Source organism: Kitasatospora sp. NPDC001683 (genome assembly GCF_053596495.1).
In genome coordinates, this window is record NZ_JBSFGK010000009.1 from 36,012 (window position 1) to 54,225 (window position 18,214).

The following is an 18,214-nucleotide window of genomic DNA, read 5'->3' on the forward strand; positions in this document are numbered from 1 at the left end:
GTACATTCCTGCCATGGAAGCCACGGACGCCATGGACGCCCCAGCCCCGAACCCGCACCGCCACCGGGTGGTGGCCCTGCTCGGCACACCCCAGGCACCCTTCGAACTCGCCTGCGCCGCCGAGGCCTTCGGCACCGAGCGAGCCGGACTGCCCTCCTACTACCAACTCACCCTGTGCACCGAGCACCCCGGCCCGGTACCCACCAACCTCGGCGTCCCCCTACTGGTCGACAACGGCCTGGAAACACTGGAGCAGGCCGACACCGTCGTCGTCCCCGGCTGGCAGCCACCCGGCTCACCCGCGCCGCCCGCCGTCCTGGACGCGCTGCGCACCGCCCACGCCCGCGGCGCCCGGATCGTCTCCATCTGCACCGGCGCCTTCGTCCTGGCCCAGGCCGGACTGCTCGACGGACGCCGCGCCACCACCCACTGGGGCCGCACCGCCCAACTCGCCGCCCAGTACCCCGCCCTGGAAGTCGACCGGGACGTGCTGTACGTCGACCACGGCGACGTCGCCACCAGCGCCGGCTCCGGCGCCGGCATCGACCTGTGCCTGCACCTGCTGCGCCGCGACCACGGCGCCGCCTACGCCGCCCAGGTCGCCCGGCACATGGTGCTGCCCCCGCACCGCGAGGGCAGCCAGCTGCAGTACGCCGCCACCCCGGCGCCCGCCCGCGCGGACGAGTCGCTGGCCCCGCTGCTGGAATGGGCCCAGGAACGGCTGGGGGAGCGGCTGACCGTGGACGACCTCGCCGCCCGCGCCGGCCTGTCCGGCCGCACCCTGGCCCGGCGCTTCACCGAGCAGCTCGGCACCAGCCCCGGCCAGTGGCTGCTGGCCCGGCGCATCGACGCCGCCCGGGTCCTGCTGGAGCAGACCGACCTGCCGGTGGAAGCCGTCGCCACCCGGGTGGGCCTGGCCTCCGCCGTCAACCTGCGCCGCCGCTTCCACGCCGCCCTCGGCACCACCCCCGGCGCCTACCGGCGCACCTTCGGGGGCGTCAACTAGAGTCCACCGGCGGACAGTTCCTCCGACTCTGCCCCGGCCGGCTCCAGAGCCGGCTCCAGGGCGACCGGGCGCCGCCCCTGGCGCCGTGTCAGTTCCCGGTCACCGGGAGCAGGCCGCGCTCGCCGAAGACCTTCTTGGCGACGAAGGTCGCGTTCAGCGCCTTGGGGAACCCGCAGTACACGGCCGCGTGCAGCAGGGCCTCGGTGATCTCGGTGGGGGTGAGGCCGACGTTGAGGGAGGCGTTGATGTGCACCTCCAGCTGCGGCTCGCAGCCGCCGAGCGCGGTCAGCATCCCGAGTGTCACCAACTGCCGGTCACGCGCGGCGAGTTCGGGACGGCTGTAGATCTCGCCGAAGCCCCAGGCGACGACCTGGTGGGCCAGCTCGGGGTTGATGTCGGCCAGCGCCTCCACCACCCGCTGCCCGCTCTCGCCGTCGACCCGGGTGAGCATCTCCATGCCCCGGTCGAAACGCTCCTGCCGCTGCCCGGCCTCGTTCGCGGGAACACCCATGGCGCCTGTCCTCTCCTCGTACCCGTACTGGTTCAGTGGTCCCGGCCGTCCGTCCGGCCGTGACCACGGGAAGAACCGTATGACTTGGAGTGCGCTCCAACTCAAGCCCGATCCGTACGACACGTCGTCAGGGGCGGGGCGTCCATCCGGGCGGGGTCGGCCCGGTGTCGGCGAGGATCCGCGCGAGCGTCCCGTCCAGCGAGCTGTGCTGCGGGACGACCCGCTCGACACCGCCCGGCAGCAGGTCCCGCCCCCGGTGCCAGCCGGCCGTGCCCGCAGCCCGGTGGCGACGCTGGACTTGCCCGCCCCGCTCGGACCCCGCACCACCACCAGCACCGTGTCCCGACTCCCCGTCACCGGGCCGCTGTAGGGCCGCCCCCGCCGGGGCGGAGCCGCCTGTTGCGGTTGGATCACGGAGCGTCCGATTGATCAAGCATTGGGTGGGAGTGCGGTGATTGTTTTCGTTGGCGTGGGTGTCATCCGACTCTCATAATGCCTGCTGAGACACGTGACGGAAGGTCCGGAGAGCCGCAGGGGGAGCGGAATCCGACAGTGACCCGCGTGTGAAAATCCCACGTTTCCCTTGGGGGGAGTCCTTTGTCCGCGCCCGAGAACGAGAGCGCCGCTTTCACCGATCCGCCGCCGGATCCGGTTGCCGCGCCCACCGCCGCCGCCGTACCCGAGCCCGCAGCCGTACCCGAGCCCGCAGCCGCGCCGGAAGCGGCTGCCGTACCCGCGCCCGCCCAGGCCCAGGCCCAGGCCCCGGCCGCGCGCCGCCTGCCGCGTGCCGTCGGCGTCGCGCTGGCCACCGCCGGACTGCTCGCCGTCACGGCGGCCAGCGCCGCGGTGACCGTCGCGGTCGGCAAGCCGGACACCCGAGCGGCCGCCGCACCCGCACCCGCACCCCGCACCACCGCCACCGCCTCGCCGAGCACCGGCGCCGGAGCGAGCGCGAGCACGACGCCCTCCGCCGTTCCGGTGCCCACCGTCGTCCCGACCGCACCCGCCCCGGTCAGCACCGTCAAGGGCACGGTCAGCGACGGCAAGCACGAGGGCGACCTGCGCTACTTCCTGCTCCCGATCCCCGTCGGCGGCGAGTCCTACGGGCCCGCGGACGGGATGCCGATGACCCGCGACGACGTCGCCGAGATATTCGGCAAGTCGGACGACATCGACACCATCCTCACCCATTACGGCTACCGGGACGGGGCCACCCGCACCTACCGGACGGCCGACGGCAAGGCCGAAGTGACCGTCACGCTGCTGCACTTCGGCTCCGCCGACATGGCGAGCAGGTTCGTCCAGGGCTACACCATCAAGTCGCAGGAGCCGATCGACATCGACGGCGACCCCAACGCCCACGGCTTCCGCAGGAAGCCCAAGCACGAGGCGTACACCGGCTCGATGACCGGCATCTCCAGCCAGGGCGACGTCCAGTACACCATCGACGTCGACGTCAAGGGCACGCCGGACAAGGCGCTGCTGAACGACCTGATGAAGCGCCAGCGCGAGTGGCTCGCCTCCGGCGGCTGAGCCCGCGCCCGCGCCCGCCCCACGGCGTCGTCCTTCCTTCCTCATCTGGAGCCACTTCCGTGACCACCGAACCCGAGCAGCCGCCCTCCGCCGCGGCCGAGCCACCGGCGCCTCCCGTACCTCCCGCGCCTCCCGCGCCTCCCGCGCCTCCCGCGCCTCCCGCGCCTCCCGCCCCGGCCGTGTCCCCGTGGTCGGCCCAGGCGTCCGCCGCGGGCGAGTCGAACGCCCCCGCCGCCGACGCCCCCGCCGCCGACCTCCTCGCCGCCGGTCCCGAGTCCGCGCCGCGCGCCCCGCGCCGCCCCCGTCCGGTGCTGCTGTCCGTCTGCGCCCTGGTCGTCGGCGCTCTCGCCGGTGGCGGCGTCGGCTACGCGATCCAGGCCCAGCGCCCGCCCACGCCGCTGCCGCCGCTGCAGGTGGCCCTGCCGGCCTACCCGGCCGAGGTGGTCGACCCGGCCGCCCTCGCCGCCCAGCAGCCCGCACCGCCGGTCATCGAGGGCGACCTGCGCAAGCTGCTGGTCAGCGCCCCGGCGGGCAGCGGCGCCTGGGGCGACTACCCGGACAAGCCGGGCTGGATGTCGATCGGTGAACTCGCCGAGCGCAAGGGCGAGCCGGCCCTGGTCTTCAAGGACCTGGCCCTGAACGGCTTCCGGCGCGCCGCCGAGGTGGACTGGATGAAGGACGACATCCGCTACCGCGTCTCGCTCACCCAGTTCACGCCCGACCACATCGCCCAGGCCGAGGCCACCCCCGGGATGTCCTTCGCCACTGACGCCAACGGCGGCTACAGCGTGGACTTCCTGCCCCGCAAGTGGTCCGACACCGAGGACCAGTACTACTACGGGCACGCCACCGCCCAGCGCGGCACGGTGCTGATGAAGGTGGAGATCTTCAGCCCGAAGCCGGTGGACGCCGGGGACCTCAAGGCCCTCGCCAAGCAGCAGTGGGAGCGACTGGCATGACCGACGACTCCGTGACCGCAACGCCGGCCACCCCCGAACCGGCCACCCCGCCCACCCCCCAACCGGCCGCGCCCGCCCCCGAGTTCGCCCCCGCCCCCCAGCAGCCCCGCCCCGCCTCCCGTCGCCTGCTGCGCGCGGTCGCCGCGACGGTCGCCGCCGCGTTGGTCGGCGTGGTCATCGGCGTGGGCATCATCAAGACCCAGTACGACGATTCCGCCCCGGCCACCGTCGCCGGCCCCGCCGGCGCGCCCGCCCCGACGGTCACCCCCACGCCGTTCGGCGCCAAGTCCAACGGCAGCCACTTCGGCTCGCTGCGCGACCTGCTGCTGCCCGTCCCGGCCGAGTTCGAACTCGGCCCCGACGAGGGCGGATACGGCAACGACACCGAACTCGGCGCCGGACAGATCTCCGACGAGCTGGACGCCGAGCTCCAGCAGATCCCCAAGGACAAGCGCGACAGGCTTCGCTCCTACTGGGAGGGGCTGCACGTCAAGGGCACCGGCGTGCGGACCTACCGCAACAGCGACGGCACCCTGGTGGTCGGGCTGCGGCTGCGCCAGTTCAACCAGCAGGAGGTGCAACGGATCAACGAGTACACCGCGGTGTTCACCGGCGACACCGGCATCTTCCGCTCCGGCCCGCAGATCCCGGGCCACCCCGAGGCGCACTGCTACCTGATGCCCGCGCCGCCGTCCGCGCCGATCGACTACCTGGAGTGCTCGGCCGCCGAGGGCGACCTGCTGGTGGTCATGAGCGTCGAGGGCGTGGCCCCGCTGCCCAAGGACAAGATCGTCGGTCTCTTCACCATGCAGCTCGACCGCCTCGCCAGCCCGGGAGCGTCCGTTTGACTTCCCCCCTCCTGAAGGAGGGGGGTTCCCCTCAGCCTCGCGGCTGAGCCGCTGCGCGTGAGCGCTGCGGTGGGACGACTTCCTGCTTCACCGACGACCGCCCGCCCGGAGTGCTCCGTTGAGGTCTTACACCGTCTCCACAGGCTGCAACCGCCAGCCCGGCGGCCAGGATGTTGCGTGCCGCGTTCACGTCCCGGTCGTGGACTGCTCCGCAGTCGCACTCCCATTGGCGGACGTTCAGCGACATGTTGTCGCAGAGGGTTCCGCAGGCCGAGCACAGCTTGGAGCTGGGGAACCACCGGTCGACGGTGATCAGTTCGCGGCCGTACCAGGCGCATTTGTATTCCAACATGGTCCGCAGCTCGCTCCAGCTCGCGTCCGATATGGCACGAGCGAGCTTCCTGTTCTCGAGCAGGCTGCGGACCGTGAGGTCCTCGATCACGACCACTTGGTTCTCGTGGACGAGTCGGGTGGTGGGCTTGTGCAGGAAGTCCCTGCGCCGGTCGGCGATCCTCGCGTGGACGCGGGCGACCTCACACCGGGCCTTCTCCCGGTTGTTCGAGCCCTTGGCCTTGCGGGCGAGTTCCCGCTGCGCCTTGGCGAGGCGTTCCCGGTCGCGGCGTTCGTGCTTCGGATTGCTGATCTTCTCTCCGGTGGAGAGCGTCACCAGGCTGGTGATACCGGCGTCGATGCCCACGGCCGTGTCCAGCACGGGCAGCGGCTGCACCGTCGGGTCGTCGCAGAGCATCGAGACGAACCAGCGTCCCACCGCGTCCCGGCTCACCGTCACCGTGGACGGCGACCGTCCCTCGGGCCGCGGCCTCGACCATACGATGTCCAGCGGCTCAGCCATCTTGGCCAGCGTCAGCCTGCCGTCGCGGTAGCGGAACGCGGACCTGGTGTACTCGGCGCTGTCGCGGGACCTCTTCTTCGACTTGAACCGGGGATACCTCGCCCGCTTCTGCCAGAAGTTCGAGAATGCCTCTTGCAGATGCCGGAGTGCCTGCTGCAACGGAACGCAGGACACCTCACAGAGGAAGGCCAGTTCCTTGCTCTTCTTCCACGCCGTCAGCATCGCCGACGTGGTGTTGTAGGTCACCCGCGCCTGGTGCGTCGTCCACGCCTCCGACCGGGCCGCCAACGCCTTGTTGTAGACGAGCCGCACACACCCGAACGTGCGCGACAGTTCAGCCGCCTGCGCATCAGTCGGGTAGAAGCGGAACTTGAGCGCCCGCTTCAGGTGAGTGATCGTCATGGCACACACGGTGACACTTACTCAAGTGGTCGCCTGTCGATGATCAACTGCCGCGACGCCATACCGCCTTGGCGGCGAAACGACTATTCCTGCCCCGCTCCACGGGAGCTTCGTTTCCTCCCCCGGTGGAAGCCGGGGAAATCCACGGAGGAGTCCGTATGACCGACCACGCCGCCGCGCCGCAGCCCGCGCCGCAGCCCCACCACCAGGCCGCCGGCGCGGCCGAGAGCCCCGGGACGGCGAACCCCTGGGCCGCCATCACCATCGACGACCCGCAGCCCGACGCCGCCCAGGCCCCCGGGCTGACGGAGGCCGCCGAGGAACAGGCCGCCCGCCGCACCCGCCGCCGCAAGGCCGCGGTGCGCTGGAGCTGCGCCGTGCTGGTGTTCGCCCTCGCGGGCACCGGCACCGCGCTGGCCGTCACCGCCCCCGAGCGCACCGACATCCCCGGCCTGGCCACCGCCGACGACGGCCGCTACACCTTCCCGCCCCTGACGCTGCCTCCGCTGCCCTCGGGCAAGGCCGCACCGGACCTGAAGGACAGGAGCAAGGGCCTCCACCAGGCGGACCTGCGCTACCTGCTGCTGCCCGCCCCCAAGGAGGCCGGCGGCTCGGTGAACCCACCGGTCTTCCCCGCGCCCACCGCACCCGCCTCGGCCTCCGCCACGGCCGCGCCCTCCGACACCCCCTCGGCGACCACGAGCACCTCGGCCTCCGCCGCGCCGTCCGCCTCCGCCGTCCCGGGCGGCGGTACGGGGCTGGCCGACTGGGCGGCCTGCGACGCGCTGAACTCCGAGCTGCAGAACCCGGCCAGGCTGCACGGCCTGCTGCTGCAGGACGTGTGCCGCGCGGCCACCGCCCGGGAGTGGACCGCCTCCGACGGCACCCTCACCCGGATCCGGCTGCTGCGCTTCGGCTCCCCGAACGAGGCCCGGGACGCCTACTCCCGCGGGCGTACGGAGCTGCAGCTCAAGGCCGCCCCCGACGCGAAGATCGCGGACGGCGGCGGCTGGGACACCGTCGACGGCATCGAGGTGACCCGCAAGGACTCCCAGGAGACCGCCGGCAAGGGCGTGCCGACCACCCGGGTGGCGTACGTGTCCGCCTCCGACGTGGTGGCCGTCATCACCATGACCAACCCCCACGGCGTGCCCGCCACGGCCTTCCGCCAGGTCGTCACCCTCCAGTCCGACCTGCTCGCCTGACCGACTCCCCGCGGCCGCCGCCACCCCACCCCGGGCGCCGGCGGCCGCAGCCGTCCACCGTCCACCGACCGACTCGCCCGACGGCCCGCACCCGGCGGGCCGCCGCCGCACCGCCGGGTCAGAGCAGGTCGGGGGCGGTCAGGCGCGGTGGTACTGGACGGGGGAGTGGACCTCGCCGCCCAGCTCGCGGGCCGCGTGGCGGGCCCAGAACGGGTTGCGCAGCAGCTCGCGGCCGATCAGGACGGCGTCCGCCCGGCCGGCGGTGAGGATGTCCTGGGCCTGGGCGGGGTCGGTGATCAGGCCGACGGCCGCCACCGCCAGGCCGGCCTCGCTGCGCACCGCCTCGGCGAAGGGCACCTGGAAGCCGGGGGTGGCGTCGATCCGGGCGTCGGGGACGAGGCCGCCGGTGGAGACGTCCAGCAGGTCCACGCCGTGCGCCTGGAGTTCCTTGGCGAGGCGGACGGTGTCCTCGGAGGTCCAGCCCTCGCGGCCGTCCTCGGGGTTCTCGGTGAGCCAGTCGGTCGCCGAGACGCGGAAGAACAGCGGCAGTTCCTCGGGCCACACCGCGCGCACCGCGTCGACGACCTCCAGGGCGAAGCGGATGCGGTTCTCGAAGGAGCCGCCGTAGGCGTCGGTGCGGTGGTTGCTCTGCGGGGAGAGGAACTGGTGGATCAGGTAGCCGTGGGCGCCGTGGAGTTCGACGGCCTGGAAGCCGGCCTCCAGAGCGCGCCGGGCTGCGGCGGCGAACTTGCCGACGATCTCGCCGATCTGATCGACCGTCAGCTCCTCGGGCGTGGTGTGCTCGGGGGAGAAGGCCAGGGCGCTGGGGGCGAGCGGGGTCCAGCCGTGCTCCTCGTCGGGGGCGATGGCGCGCCCGCGGTCGATCCAGGGCCGCTCGGTGGAGGCCTTGCGCCCGGCGTGGCCGAGCTGGACGACCGGGACGGTGCCCTGCGCCTTGAGGAAGGCGGTGATCCGGCGGAAGGCCTCGAGCTGGGTGTCGTTCCACAGGCCGAGGTCGTACGGGCTGATGCGACCCTCGGGGCTGACGGCGGTGGCCTCCGTGATGATCAGCCCGGTGCCGCCGGCGGCGCGCGCGGCGAGGTGGCTGAAGTGCCAGTCGTGCGGGGCCCCGGTCGCCTCGCCGGTGGGTGCGGCGCTGTACTGGCACATCGGCGGCATCCAGACCCGGTTGGGGACCGTCAGTTCCCGCAGGGTGTACGGGGTGAAGAGGGTGGTGCTCACGTGGGTGCTCACGTCGGTGCTCATGTCGGACTCCCGGTGGGGTCGGCAGCGCCAGGACACAGGTGCTCAAGGACACGGGCGCTTGCTGATGCGCGTTATGTGTATGAACAATAGTTGCACAGGACGGTACTTTTCAACGGGGTGCCTCCAGCAGGCCGCGGGCCCGGCCCGCCAGGCCGTCGGCGCCGCAGCGCACGGCCAACTCCAGGCCGCGGGTCAGCACGGCGCGGGCGTCCGCGGCCGGGCCCAGCGCCTCGCCGAGGTCCACCAGGGCGATCGCGTGCTCGTAGCGCGCCGGTGAGCGCTCCAGGTGCCGCACCGCCTCCGCCAGCAGCTCGGCCGCGCGCGGCGCGTCGTGCACCGCGGCGCACAGCCGCAGCGCGCTGCCGACGGCCGAGTCCGTCCGGGACTCCCGGGCCCGGCGCACCGCCTCCTCGGCCAGGTCGCGGGCCCGCTCCGGCTGGTCGTGGGCCACCGCGCGCGCCAGGTGCCCCAGCCACGGCGCCCACACCGTGTTGCGCCACCTGCGCGCGTCCAGCGCCGCGCCGGCGGCCGTCAGCACCTCGGCCGCGCCCGCCGCGTCGCCCGCCGCCAGCAGCAGACGGCCGTACAGCGTGGGAGCGTCGGGCAGCCCCATCACCGTCGGGTACGGCGGACCGAAGGCGTGCTCGCGCGCGAGCGCCAGCGCCTCCTCCACCCGGCCGCGCGCCGCCAGGGTCTCGGCCAACGCCCCCACCGCATCCCAGTGCAGCGGGGTGCCCGGCCCGATCCGCCCGGCCGTGCGCAGCGCCCGGCGCAGGTAGTCCTCGGCCTCGGCGAGGGCGCCGCAGCGGAACCGCAGCATGCCGGTCAGCAGGTAGGCGAAGCCGAGGTGGCCACCGCTCCATCCGGCGACCTCGTAGGCGCGCACCGCCTCGGTGAACAGCTCCTCGGCCCGGTCGGCCCGGTCGGCGTACAGGTAGCTGATGCCCAGGATCCCGGGCAGCTCGAAGCCCCAGGTGGTGTTGGTCCAGCCGAGGCTGCGCGGCAGCCGGCCCTGCGGCAGCGCGGAGTCGGCCAGGGCGAGCGCCCGCGCGCGGTCGGCGCCGCGCAGCGTGAGGTCCCAGCAGCGCAGCACGGCCACCGCGTGGGCCAGGCCGTCGTGCTCGAACAGGGCCCCGCCCGGGGCCCCGTCGTCCGGATCGGTGTCGGTGAAGTCGGTGTCGGTGAAGGCCAGGCGGACCGTGTCCAGCGTCCGGTGGAACTGCGCGAGCCGGCGGGAGCGTCCGGGGCCGTCCGCGTCCTCGGACTGGAACGCGCCGAACATGAAGTGGGCGACCTCCAGGCGCATCCGCCCCGGGCCGGGCGGGGTGCGCGAGGCCTCCTGCGCGCACAGCGCGGCGGCCTCGCCGACCCGGTCGCTGTGGGCGAGGGCCTGGGCGAGCCGGAAGGTCGCGTCCACCCGCAGCCGCGGGTCCAGACCGTACGGGTCGGCGAGGGCCAGGCGCAGCTGGTTGACCGTGGTCGCCGGGTCGGTGAGCAGGGCCGAGCAGCCGAGTTCGTAGAGCACCGAGGCCCGGTCCTCGTCGGCGGGCGGCTCGCTGACGGCGCGGCGCAGGCAGCGCTGCGCGGCCTCGGGCGCGCCGATGGCCAGGTGCTCGCGGGCCGCCCGGCGCAGCTTGTCGACGATGGCGCCGTCCCCTTCGGGCAGGATCTCCAGCAGGTGCCGGGAGGCGGCCGGCAGGCCGAGGCCGGCGTTCTCGACCTCGACGGCGGCGACCCCGTGCATCCCGGTCCGGGCGGCCGGCGGCATCGACTGGTAGACCGAGGTGGCGATCAGCGGGTGGACGAACTCCAGCCGGCCCGCCGCCGTGTTGGTCAGCACCCGGTGGCGGCGCAGTTCCCGGACGGACTGGGCGGCGGTCTCGGGCCCCTGGGCGCAGATGGCGGCGGCGAGGTCGGGGCGGATGTCGGTGTCCAGGACCGACGCCGCCCAGGCGAAGCGCAGCGCGGTGGGGCCGAGCCGGTCCAGCCAGTGCCGCAGCGTCATCCCGCGGGCGGTGGCGGCGATCTCGCGCAGCAGCCCGGTGCTCTCCTCGACCGGGTCGAGCCGCTGGTCGGCCACCTCGCGCAGCAGGGCGGCGGTCTCGTACGGGTTCCCGGCGGTGACCGCCCAGACGTGGCGGCAGAAGGCGTCCTCGGCCCGTGCGCCCAGGGCCGCGCGGACCAGGTGCGCGACCGAGGCGGGCTGGAGCGGGCGCAGTTCGTGCCGGCGGTCCGCCCGGTCGGCGAGGCCGCGCTGCAGCGCCAGCGCGTCGTCGGGGAACTCGTCGCGGCAGGCGAGCACCAGCAGGACCGGCAGCTCCCGGGCGCGGACCGCGAAGCCGGCCAGCCAGCCGAGCGACTCCGGGTCGGCCCAGTGCAGGTCGTCGATCAGCACGGCCACCGGCGAACGCAGCTGCACCAGGCGGGTGAGGACGAAGTCCAGCCCGTCGCGGACCCCCTGGGGATCGAGCTGCCCGCCGGGCGGCCGCAGTCCCGCCGCGGGGCCGACGACGTCCTCCCACGGCCCGAAGACCCGCGCCCGCTCGTCGTCGGACAGGGCCGACAGCACCGGGCGCACCAGCTGGCGCACCACGTGGAACGGCTCGTGGCACTGCCGCTGCCCGCCCCGGGCGAACAGCACCGTGCAGCCCGCCTGCTGCGCCGCCCGGCGCACCTTCGTCAGCATCGCGGTCTTGCCCAGCCCGGCCGCACCGGTGTAGAGCAGCAGCTCCCCGACCCCGGTACCGGCCGGCCGGGTCAGCGCCTCGATCGCCTGCGCCGCCGACCGGAGTTCGGCCTCGCGCTCGTGCAGCGGCCCGTCCTCCCGCCCGTCCCCGTCGCCGCCCCCGGCCTTCCCCTCGGCCACCTGCCGCCTCCAATTCGCCCTGCCAGGGCCGTCGTTGCAGAGGGCCGAGGTTACTGCCGAACGGGCGGCCCCGGTACGGGCTTGACAAAGCCGCCCACCCGCCCCCGGGGCAGGCGGAGTACCGGGGCGGCGAACCCGGCAGTGCGCCCGGAAAACCGTTGGCCGCAGTCCGCCCGGACCGCGATACTCGCCCGTCGGCGGTGCGGACGAAAGGGGAGCGGGCGGGCGTGGAGGTCTTCGAGTGCAAGGGGTGCGGCACCGCGCTGACCGGGCCGCTGACGCGGGTCGCCTTCCCCGTCTACGCCGGCTTCGTGTACGGCAACGGCCACCCGATGCCCGTCCTGATGGAATCGGGCACCTACGCCGTCGCCGAGGACGCCGCCGGGCAGGCCCGCTCGATCCTGATGGCCCCCGGCGACGCCCACGGCACCGCCCTCATCCAGCGGCGTGAGCTCGGCGCCTGCTGCGGCATCGACGGCCGCTACGGCCCGAACCTCACCTGCGCCGGCTGCGGCCGCAAGGTGGCCACCAGGATCGACGACTGCTCCCTGTGGCAGACCACCTGGCTGGAACGGGCCGCCGTGCGCCCCGTCCCCACGGGCCCGGCCCGCCCGCTCGCCGACTGGGCCTCGTTCACCCAACCACGCTGCGCCACCGCGCCGTTGGAGGCGGACGGGGAGTGGAACATCCGCTGGGAGGCGGAGGCCTGCGTGACGCTGGCCCACCTGGTCCACGCCGCACAGGGCTCGCCCGTCACCCTCCCCGGCGGCCCGCTCGCCAACGCCTTGCGCGTGCTCCTCGGTCAGCTGGCGCTCCCGGCGGCCGGTCCGGCCCGGCGCGCGGTCCTGGCCGGACCGGGCCTGCCGCCGCCCGACCACCTCCCGGACATCGCCGTCGTCCCCTACCACCCCCAGACCGGCGAGCCCTGGCCCACACCGCCGGGCGTGGCGGCCGTGCCACTGGCCGCCGACTTCTGGACGTACTTCGCCTTCCACCGCGAGCGCCCGCTCAGACCCGTCACCGGCGGCCTGCCCCCGGGCGTCGAACGCGACGACCCGCTCCCGCCCCACCCCCGGCGCCCCCCGTTCCTCGTCCGGGAGGTGTACTCCCACGTCCTGGAGGGCCTGAACGCCGCCCGGTAAACCGACGGCGGCGCCGCCCGGGAACACCCGGGCAGCGCCGCTCACGTGCCGGCCGTCAGCTGCGCGCCGTCTGCGGCACGCGCTGCGCCGGGACGACCGGCCCCGCCTTGGCGCCCGCCGTACGGGCGGCGGCCGGCGCCGCGCCCAGCGCCGTGCCGCGGGTCTCCTCCGCCCACAGCGCGCACACCAGCAGGCCGAGCGCCGTCACGCCGGCGGCGATCAGCATGGTCGGCCCGGTGCCCAGCCCGGTCAGCGACAGCGGCAGCAGGTAGGTGCCCACCGCCGCGCCGATCCGGCTCACCGAGGTCGCCACCCCCACGGCGGTGGCCCGGATCTCGGTCGGGAACAGCTCGTTGGGGTAGGTCCAGTCGAGCACGTTCGGCCCGCCGCACAGGAACGCGTACGCGCACAGCGCGGTCAGCGCCACGGCGGCCGGCGCGCTGGGCCAAACGCCCAGCAGGGCCAGCGGGACGGTCATCAGCGCGAAGGACCAGATGATGACGGGGCGTCGGCCCTTGGTGTCGATCAGGCGCAGCGCCGGGTAGCAGCCCAGCAGGAAGACCAGGCTGATCAGCCCGGTGCCCAGGGTCTCCATCACGGTGCCGCCGGGCATGCCGAAGGAGGACAGGATCTGCGGGCCGAAGGTGAGCATCGCGAACAGCGGGCCGACCTGGCAGAGGAAGAACAGGCCGCAGAACAGGGTGCGGCGCCGGTAGGGCGGGGTCAGCAGCAGCCGCAGCCCGCTGGCGCGCCGGGCGCGCTCGGCCGGGTCGGGCATCAGCTCGCGGCCGTCGACCCGCACCCCGAGGTGCTTCTCCACCACGCGCACCGCGTCGCCGACCCGCCCGTTGGCGGCCAGCCAGCGCGGCGACTCCGGCGAGCCGCGGCGGATCACCAAGAAGACCACGCACAGCACCGTGGAGCTGGCCAGCATCCACCGCCAGCTGCCCGGCCCGGCCAGCTCCAGGAACAGGTAGCCCACCACGTAGGCGAGCACCGAGCCGGCGTACCAGGCGACGATCTGCTGGCCGAGCAGGCGGCCCCGGTGCTTGGCGGGCAGCCACTCGGCGAGCAGGGAGGTGGCGATCGGGTAGTCGGCGGCAACCGCCATGCCGAGCACGAAGCGCAGCACGGTGATCGCCCACACCGAGTCGACCCAGAAGGAGAGCACCGAACAGACGACCATCACCAGCAGGTCGGCGGTGTACATCACCTCCCGGCCGATCTTGTCGGTCAGCACGCCGAACAGGGCGCCGCCGACGAACATGCCCACCAGGGCGGCGGCGCCGATCAGGCTGACCTGCGCGGTGGACAGGCCCAGGTCGGGGCGCATCCCGATCAGGGCGACGCCGACGATGCTCAGGATGTAGCCGTCGAGCAGCGGCCCACCGGAACAGGCGAGGGCCAGCCGGCGGTGGAAGGCGGTATACGGGGCGTTGTCGATGGTCTGGGACATGGGCTTCGGGGTCCTCCGGAGCGTACGGCTGCGCGCTTGTCACGCACGCCGTGCGCCGGGTAGACGGCAGGGAACGGCGCCGCCCACGCTTGGGCGGCGCCATCGCCCGGTCACACCGGGCGACCGTCCACGGTTGCCCGGGTTGGGACATGTCACCACCGGGCCGAAGGTCGACCGGATTCGCGACCAAGGTCCCGAAGCGGACAGGCCCTTCGCCCGTGCCGAAGCGCCGCCCGCCCAGTCCCCACGGGCGTCGTCGCCGTCCGCCGCACCGGTTGCCCGCCGCGGGTGACCCTTCTCACGACACAGGCCGCGGGACGTGTCCCCTGCCACAATTCCGGCAGCTGGTCCAGACCATCAGGGCGTGGGCCGGGCCCCGCGCAACCGATCCAGGCCCACGTCCAGGGCCGCCTCCAGGTGGACGGTGGAGCCCGTGGCCAGCAGGATCAGCACCCCGCCCTGGACCCCCGCCAGCAGCGCCGCCGCCTCCCGGTCCGCATCCAGGCCCGCCGCGACCTCGCCACTGCCCTGGAGGTGGCGGATGCCGACGGCGAGCTGCTCCTGCCACTGCTCCAGCAACCGCGCGGCCACCGCCCGCGCCGCGTCGGTCGTCGACCCCAGCTGGGACAGCGCCGTGTGCAGCGGACAGTTCACCCCCTGGGCCCGGTAGCGGGCCACGACCTTGTCGCGCCACCGCTGCCAGGCCTCCCAGGAGGTCAGGGAGCCCAGCTCCGGCTGCTGGTCGTCCAGCACCCGGCCCGCCTCGTGGCGGGCGACGGCCAGCAGCAACTCGTCCTTGCCGCCCGGGAAGTAGTGGAACAGCTGGCTCTTGCTGGTCGCCGTGCGAGTCATCACGTCCTCCAGGCGCAGCGCGAACACGCCCGCCTCGCGGATCTGCCCGGCCGCGCCCTCGACGATGCGCTGCCTGGTCGCGGCGCCCTTGCGGGTCAGCGTCACGTTGCCCTCCCGGAGTTGTGGTCGTACGGTCCCGTCACCCCGCGGTCAGGGCAGGAGCACCAGCTTGCCGGTGGTGCCGCGGGATTCGAGGTCCGCGTGCGCCCGGGCCGCCCCGGCCAGCGGGTAGTGGCCGCCGATCCGCTGGGTCAGCCGCCCGTCCAGGACCAGGTCGAACAGCTCGCCGCTGCGCCGCAGCAGGGCCTCGCGGGTGGGGACGTGGTGGTGCACCACCGGGTAGGTGAGCAGGATGCTGTTCGGCAGGTCGGTGGGCCGCAGCGTCGGGACGCCCATGAAGGGGCCGTAGTAGGCGTGCACGCCGTGCGGGCGCAGGGCCAGCTGGGAGGAGAGGAAGGTGTCGGCGCCGCCGCCGTCGTAGACGACGTCGGCGCCGCGGCCGCCGGTCAGCTGCCGCACCTGCTCCTCGAATCCGGCGCCGGAGTGGACCAGCACGTGGTCGGCGCCGGCCTCCTTCGCGGCAGCAGCCTTCTCCTCGCGCGAGACCAAGCCGATCACGTGGCCGCCGCGGGCCTTGACCAGCTGGGTGAGCAGCAGGCCGACCCCGCCGGCGGCGGCGTGCACCACGGCGGTGTCGCCGGGGCCGACGGGGTAGGTCTCGGTGCTCAGGTGGTTGGCGGTCAGGCCCTGCATCAGCAGGCCGCCCGCGACCTCGTCCGGCACCCCGTCGGGCACCTTGACCAGGGACGTCACCGGGACGGCGAGCAACTCGGCGTAGCTGCCCGGGTGGTAGAACCAGGCGACCCGGTCGCCGACGGCCACCTCCGTCACCCCCGCACCGAGGGCGATGACGTACCCCATGCCCTCGGCGCCGAGGACGGTGGGGGCCGCCCAGCCGCCGGTGCCCTGCGAACGGGCGCCGACGTCCATGTAGTTGACGCCGGCCGCGCCCAGGCGCACCAGTGCCTCGCCGGGGCCGGGGGTGGGGTCGGGCAGCTCGGTCCAGCGCATGACCGCGGGGCCGCCGTGCTCCTCGATCCGGATCGCGTGCATGGGGGATGGCCTTCCTGTGCGGGCTCGTTCGGGAGGGAACGTCCAGCACGTTAGGCAGCCGAAAATGGACCCACAAGTCCAGAATCCGTGGCGCGGGCGAGCCCTCGGCCCCGGGTCAGGAGCCGGTGGGGGTGTCCAGTTCGACGTTGTAGTCGGCGAGCTGGGCGATCCGGGACTCGCTCAGGACGCCCGAACCGATGTCAATCCCTTTGATGCCGGGCGTTCCGGTGCTGATCAGCCCACCGGGACCGGAACACCCCGGATGAGCAGCGGGAGACCGGCGCCGTGCTCCCAGGCGTCCCAGGCGTCCTCGACGCGCCGGTACTGGTCGTCGGCCATGACCTCGCGCAGCTTGGCCTGGGGGACCCAGTGCAGGCCTCGGATGTCGGCGGGCGGCTGGTGGCAGCGGACGGTCTCGGCCTGTCGGGGCGTGATCATCCCGCCCGAGTGGACGAAGGCGACGCCCTCGGGGAACTCGGCGGCGGGCACGTAGTCGATGGTGAGGATGGTCCGGAGGGCGAGGACGAGCCCGGTCTCCGTCTCGAGGTGGCGGCGGGCGGCGAGGTGGGGGAGCTCGTCCTGCTCGGCGCTGCCACCGGGCAGGGTCATGCCGTCCTCGTGGACGCGGTCGACCAGGAGGACGAGGAAGTCGTCGGATCGGTCGGGGTCCTCGAGGAGGACGAAGGCCTGCTGGCCCGAACGCCGGGCGGGGGGACGGTTCATGAGGCGGGTCCTGCTCAACTCTGCTCCAGGTGTGGGGAATTCGATGGTCACAGCGGCCGCCGGCGCGGGTTCCCCCAGGTGCCCGGCGCGATCTCCCGAGGGTCGAGCGACCGGAGGAAGGCCGGGTCGACGCGCTGGTGGGGAGTGGTCTCCCCCAGCGGGCGCAGTACCGCCTTCCCGAGCAGCATCTCGACGAAGACGCCCTCGCGCGGCTGTCCGTTCTCCAGCGAGCTGAAGTCCCTTACCACTTTGTGGAGTTGGAAGGGGGGAGGGGGGTTCTGGCCGTCAGGCATAGGGGTCTCCAGTGGTTGCGCTGTGCGTCCGGCGAATGACCGGGTGTAGCCATGGTGGCGTTCCATCCCCTACGATCGGAAGGCTTTCCCACTTGACAGTTTCCATGGGTGGGATTCGTGTAGCGGCGGAGGACTGACGATGCGTGAGACGCAGCTGGATCCATCGGCGTCACCCCTCAAGGCGTTCGGGGCCCAACTACGCAAGCTGCGAAAGACAGCAGGCCTGACGCAAACCCAACTCGGCGAGCTGACAAACCTGAGCGATAGTCAGATTTCCAACCTTGAAAGAGGGACGCGCAATCCCACACTTGACTGGGTTCGAAGCGCCGACAAGGCTCTCGATACCGGTGGAACATTGGAACTGACGTACTGGAGTCTCAGCGGATCATCGTTGCTGGAAGGCTTCCCCGAGTACGCGCAGCAAGAGGCGAAAGCCCAAGGGATCTCCCACTTCGAGCTGGGCATCGTGCCCGGTCTGGCCCAGACGATGGAGTACGCCGGAGCCTTCGCGGCCGCAGCCGTGCGGCGCGGCAGCATCACCGAGGAACAGGCCACAGATCGACTCGACTTCCTGGCCACTCGGCAGAAGCTGCTCAACCAGCGGTCAGCGCCGCGACTGCACTTCGTCCTGGACGAAGGGGCTCTGCTGCGCACGGTGGGCGGGCCCAAGGTCATGGCGCGGCAGTTGGCGCATCTTGAAGACCTCGCGAGCCGTCCGAACATCACCATCCAGGTGGCGCCGTTCTCACTCGCGGAAGAGCTGCCGTTCACCATGATGGTCACGCTGCTGACTCTGGCGGATCGAACAATCCTGGCATACTCGGAGTGCCAGCTGCGTGGCTTCCTCGCGCGAGACGCTGAGACCGCCCAGGCTTGGGAGCGGGACTACCATCAGCTCCAGGTGGAAGCGCTGTCGAAGGCCGCGTCGCTGGAGATGATCCGCAAGCAAGGCGTGAGAGGAACGTCATGATTCGCCCTGTAGACCTGTCCGACGCCGCATGGTTCAAGAGCAGTTACAGCAACAACGGCGGATCTTGCGTCGAGGTGGCTCCTAACTTCCCCGGTCTGGCGCCCGTCCGTGACTCGAAGGACCCTCAGGGCCCGGCCCTCATCTTCCCGTCCGAGGCCTGGAAGTCGTTCGTCGCCGCTGTCCGCAGCGGCGAGTTCGGTGATGTCTGAGGGGAGC

17 protein-coding genes are annotated in these 18,214 nt (G+C 73.2%); 8 read left to right on the forward strand and 9 right to left on the reverse strand.

Translation table 11 applies throughout. The features are described from left to right. The first annotated feature begins 13 nt into the window (after positions 1–13). The gene (locus tag ACWCYO_RS07245) at positions 14–1,006 is read left to right on the forward strand and encodes a helix-turn-helix domain-containing protein (protein ID WP_270150239.1); all 993 of its coding nucleotides are present in this window, start codon (positions 14–16) and stop codon (positions 1,004–1,006) included. 88 nt (positions 1,007–1,094) lie between these two features. On the opposite strand, the gene ACWCYO_RS07250 is transcribed toward ACWCYO_RS07245, so the two are convergent. After that, positions 1,095–1,517 carry a carboxymuconolactone decarboxylase family protein gene (locus ACWCYO_RS07250; RefSeq protein ID WP_270150240.1) on the reverse strand — a complete coding sequence of 141 codons (423 nt, stop codon included), beginning with the start codon at positions 1,515–1,517 and terminating at the stop codon, positions 1,095–1,097. 597 nt (positions 1,518–2,114) lie between these two features. On the opposite strand from ACWCYO_RS07250, the gene ACWCYO_RS07255 reads away from it, so the two are divergent. The 3 genes from ACWCYO_RS07255 (at position 2,115) to ACWCYO_RS07265 (ending at position 4,857) form a co-directional block, all read left to right on the forward strand. After that, a complete protein-coding gene (locus tag ACWCYO_RS07255; protein WP_449783662.1) occupies positions 2,115–3,050 on the forward strand; it encodes a hypothetical protein in 936 nt (311 codons plus the stop codon). 179 nt (positions 3,051–3,229) lie between these two features. Then, positions 3,230–4,009, forward strand: a complete 780-nt coding sequence (locus tag ACWCYO_RS07260; RefSeq protein WP_449783663.1) for a hypothetical protein — start codon at positions 3,230–3,232, stop codon at positions 4,007–4,009. Next, positions 4,006–4,857 (forward strand): hypothetical protein, encoded by an 852-nt coding sequence (locus ACWCYO_RS07265; RefSeq protein ID WP_449783664.1) that lies wholly within the window; start codon positions 4,006–4,008, stop codon positions 4,855–4,857. The genes ACWCYO_RS07260 and ACWCYO_RS07265 overlap by 4 nt, the downstream gene beginning before the upstream one ends. Before the next feature lie 31 nt (positions 4,858–4,888). Here the strand turns inward: ACWCYO_RS07265 and ACWCYO_RS07270 are convergent, their stop codons facing one another. Next, complete coding sequence (locus tag ACWCYO_RS07270) at positions 4,889–6,112, reverse strand: RNA-guided endonuclease InsQ/TnpB family protein (RefSeq protein ID WP_449783665.1); 1,224 nt, start codon at positions 6,110–6,112, stop codon at positions 4,889–4,891. Positions 6,113–6,270: 158 nt separating this feature from the next. Between ACWCYO_RS07270 and ACWCYO_RS07275 the strand changes: the two genes are divergently transcribed. Beyond that, entirely contained in the window at positions 6,271–7,317 is a 1,047-nt protein-coding gene (locus tag ACWCYO_RS07275) for a hypothetical protein (RefSeq protein ID WP_449783666.1), read from the forward strand. Positions 7,318–7,455: 138 nt separating this feature from the next. On the opposite strand, the gene ACWCYO_RS07280 is transcribed toward ACWCYO_RS07275, so the two are convergent. Next, positions 7,456–8,583, reverse strand: a complete 1,128-nt coding sequence (locus tag ACWCYO_RS07280) for an NADH:flavin oxidoreductase/NADH oxidase (protein WP_270150248.1) — start codon at positions 8,581–8,583, stop codon at positions 7,456–7,458. A 109-nt stretch (positions 8,584–8,692) separates the two neighbouring features. Beyond that, positions 8,693–11,449: an ATP-binding protein gene (locus ACWCYO_RS07285; RefSeq protein ID WP_449783667.1), complete on the reverse strand. Its 2,757-nt coding sequence runs from the start codon at positions 11,447–11,449 to the stop codon at positions 8,693–8,695. A gap of 227 nt (positions 11,450–11,676) precedes the next feature. Here ACWCYO_RS07285 and ACWCYO_RS07290 point away from each other — a divergent pair, with 227 nt between their 5' ends. Beyond that, complete coding sequence (locus tag ACWCYO_RS07290) at positions 11,677–12,591, forward strand: hypothetical protein (RefSeq protein ID WP_449783668.1); 915 nt, start codon at positions 11,677–11,679, stop codon at positions 12,589–12,591. A 55-nt stretch (positions 12,592–12,646) separates the two neighbouring features. Here the strand turns inward: ACWCYO_RS07290 and ACWCYO_RS07295 are convergent, their stop codons facing one another. From ACWCYO_RS07295 to ACWCYO_RS07315, 5 genes are all read right to left on the reverse strand, one after another. Further along, on the reverse strand, positions 12,647–14,047 hold the full coding sequence (locus ACWCYO_RS07295; RefSeq protein ID WP_449783669.1) for an MFS transporter: 1,401 nt from the start codon (positions 14,045–14,047) through the stop codon (positions 12,647–12,649). Between the two features lie 357 nt (positions 14,048–14,404). Then, positions 14,405–15,004, reverse strand: coding sequence for a TetR/AcrR family transcriptional regulator (locus tag ACWCYO_RS07300; RefSeq protein ID WP_270150254.1), 600 nt, complete (start codon positions 15,002–15,004; stop codon positions 14,405–14,407). 45 nt (positions 15,005–15,049) lie between these two features. Next, on the reverse strand, positions 15,050–16,012 hold the full coding sequence (locus ACWCYO_RS07305; RefSeq protein WP_449783670.1) for a quinone oxidoreductase family protein: 963 nt from the start codon (positions 16,010–16,012) through the stop codon (positions 15,050–15,052). A 234-nt stretch (positions 16,013–16,246) separates the two neighbouring features. Beyond that, positions 16,247–16,735: an NUDIX domain-containing protein gene (locus tag ACWCYO_RS07310; protein WP_270150256.1), complete on the reverse strand. Its 489-nt coding sequence runs from the start codon at positions 16,733–16,735 to the stop codon at positions 16,247–16,249. Between the two features lie 47 nt (positions 16,736–16,782). Then, positions 16,783–17,028 (reverse strand): hypothetical protein, encoded by a 246-nt coding sequence (locus ACWCYO_RS07315; RefSeq protein ID WP_449783671.1) that lies wholly within the window; start codon positions 17,026–17,028, stop codon positions 16,783–16,785. A gap of 139 nt (positions 17,029–17,167) precedes the next feature. Between ACWCYO_RS07315 and ACWCYO_RS07320 the strand changes: the two genes are divergently transcribed. Both ACWCYO_RS07320 and ACWCYO_RS07325 read left to right on the forward strand, forming a co-directional pair. Then, positions 17,168–17,998 (forward strand): helix-turn-helix domain-containing protein, encoded by an 831-nt coding sequence (locus ACWCYO_RS07320; protein WP_270150258.1) that lies wholly within the window; start codon positions 17,168–17,170, stop codon positions 17,996–17,998. Then, on the forward strand, positions 17,995–18,207 hold the full coding sequence (locus tag ACWCYO_RS07325) for a DUF397 domain-containing protein (protein WP_270150259.1): 213 nt from the start codon (positions 17,995–17,997) through the stop codon (positions 18,205–18,207). The genes ACWCYO_RS07320 and ACWCYO_RS07325 overlap by 4 nt, the downstream gene beginning before the upstream one ends. Positions 18,208–18,214 lie beyond the last annotated feature (7 nt).

What these genes read in the sequence shown, in the direction of transcription:
- ACWCYO_RS07315 (WP_449783671.1), bottom strand. Translation starts at nt 17,028, where the DNA reads ATGCCTGACGGCCAGAACCCCCCTCCCCCCTTCCAACTCCACAAAGTG.
- ACWCYO_RS07270 (WP_449783665.1), bottom strand. Translation starts at nt 6,112, where the DNA reads ATGACGATCACTCACCTGAAGCGGGCGCTCAAGTTCCGCTTCTACCCG.
- ACWCYO_RS07275 (WP_449783666.1), top strand. Translation starts at nt 6,271, where the DNA reads ATGACCGACCACGCCGCCGCGCCGCAGCCCGCGCCGCAGCCCCACCAC.
- ACWCYO_RS07305 (WP_449783670.1), bottom strand. Translation starts at nt 16,012, where the DNA reads ATGCACGCGATCCGGATCGAGGAGCACGGCGGCCCCGCGGTCATGCGC.
- ACWCYO_RS07310 (WP_270150256.1), bottom strand. Translation starts at nt 16,735, where the DNA reads ATGAACCGTCCCCCCGCCCGGCGTTCGGGCCAGCAGGCCTTCGTCCTC.
- ACWCYO_RS07245 (WP_270150239.1), top strand. Translation starts at nt 14, where the DNA reads ATGGAAGCCACGGACGCCATGGACGCCCCAGCCCCGAACCCGCACCGC.
- ACWCYO_RS07320 (WP_270150258.1), top strand. Translation starts at nt 17,168, where the DNA reads ATGCGTGAGACGCAGCTGGATCCATCGGCGTCACCCCTCAAGGCGTTC.
- ACWCYO_RS07250 (WP_270150240.1), bottom strand. Translation starts at nt 1,517, where the DNA reads ATGGGTGTTCCCGCGAACGAGGCCGGGCAGCGGCAGGAGCGTTTCGAC.
- ACWCYO_RS07265 (WP_449783664.1), top strand. Translation starts at nt 4,006, where the DNA reads ATGACCGACGACTCCGTGACCGCAACGCCGGCCACCCCCGAACCGGCC.
- ACWCYO_RS07325 (WP_270150259.1), top strand. Translation starts at nt 17,995, where the DNA reads ATGATTCGCCCTGTAGACCTGTCCGACGCCGCATGGTTCAAGAGCAGT.
- ACWCYO_RS07295 (WP_449783669.1), bottom strand. Translation starts at nt 14,047, where the DNA reads ATGTCCCAGACCATCGACAACGCCCCGTATACCGCCTTCCACCGCCGG.
- ACWCYO_RS07280 (WP_270150248.1), bottom strand. Translation starts at nt 8,583, where the DNA reads ATGAGCACCGACGTGAGCACCCACGTGAGCACCACCCTCTTCACCCCG.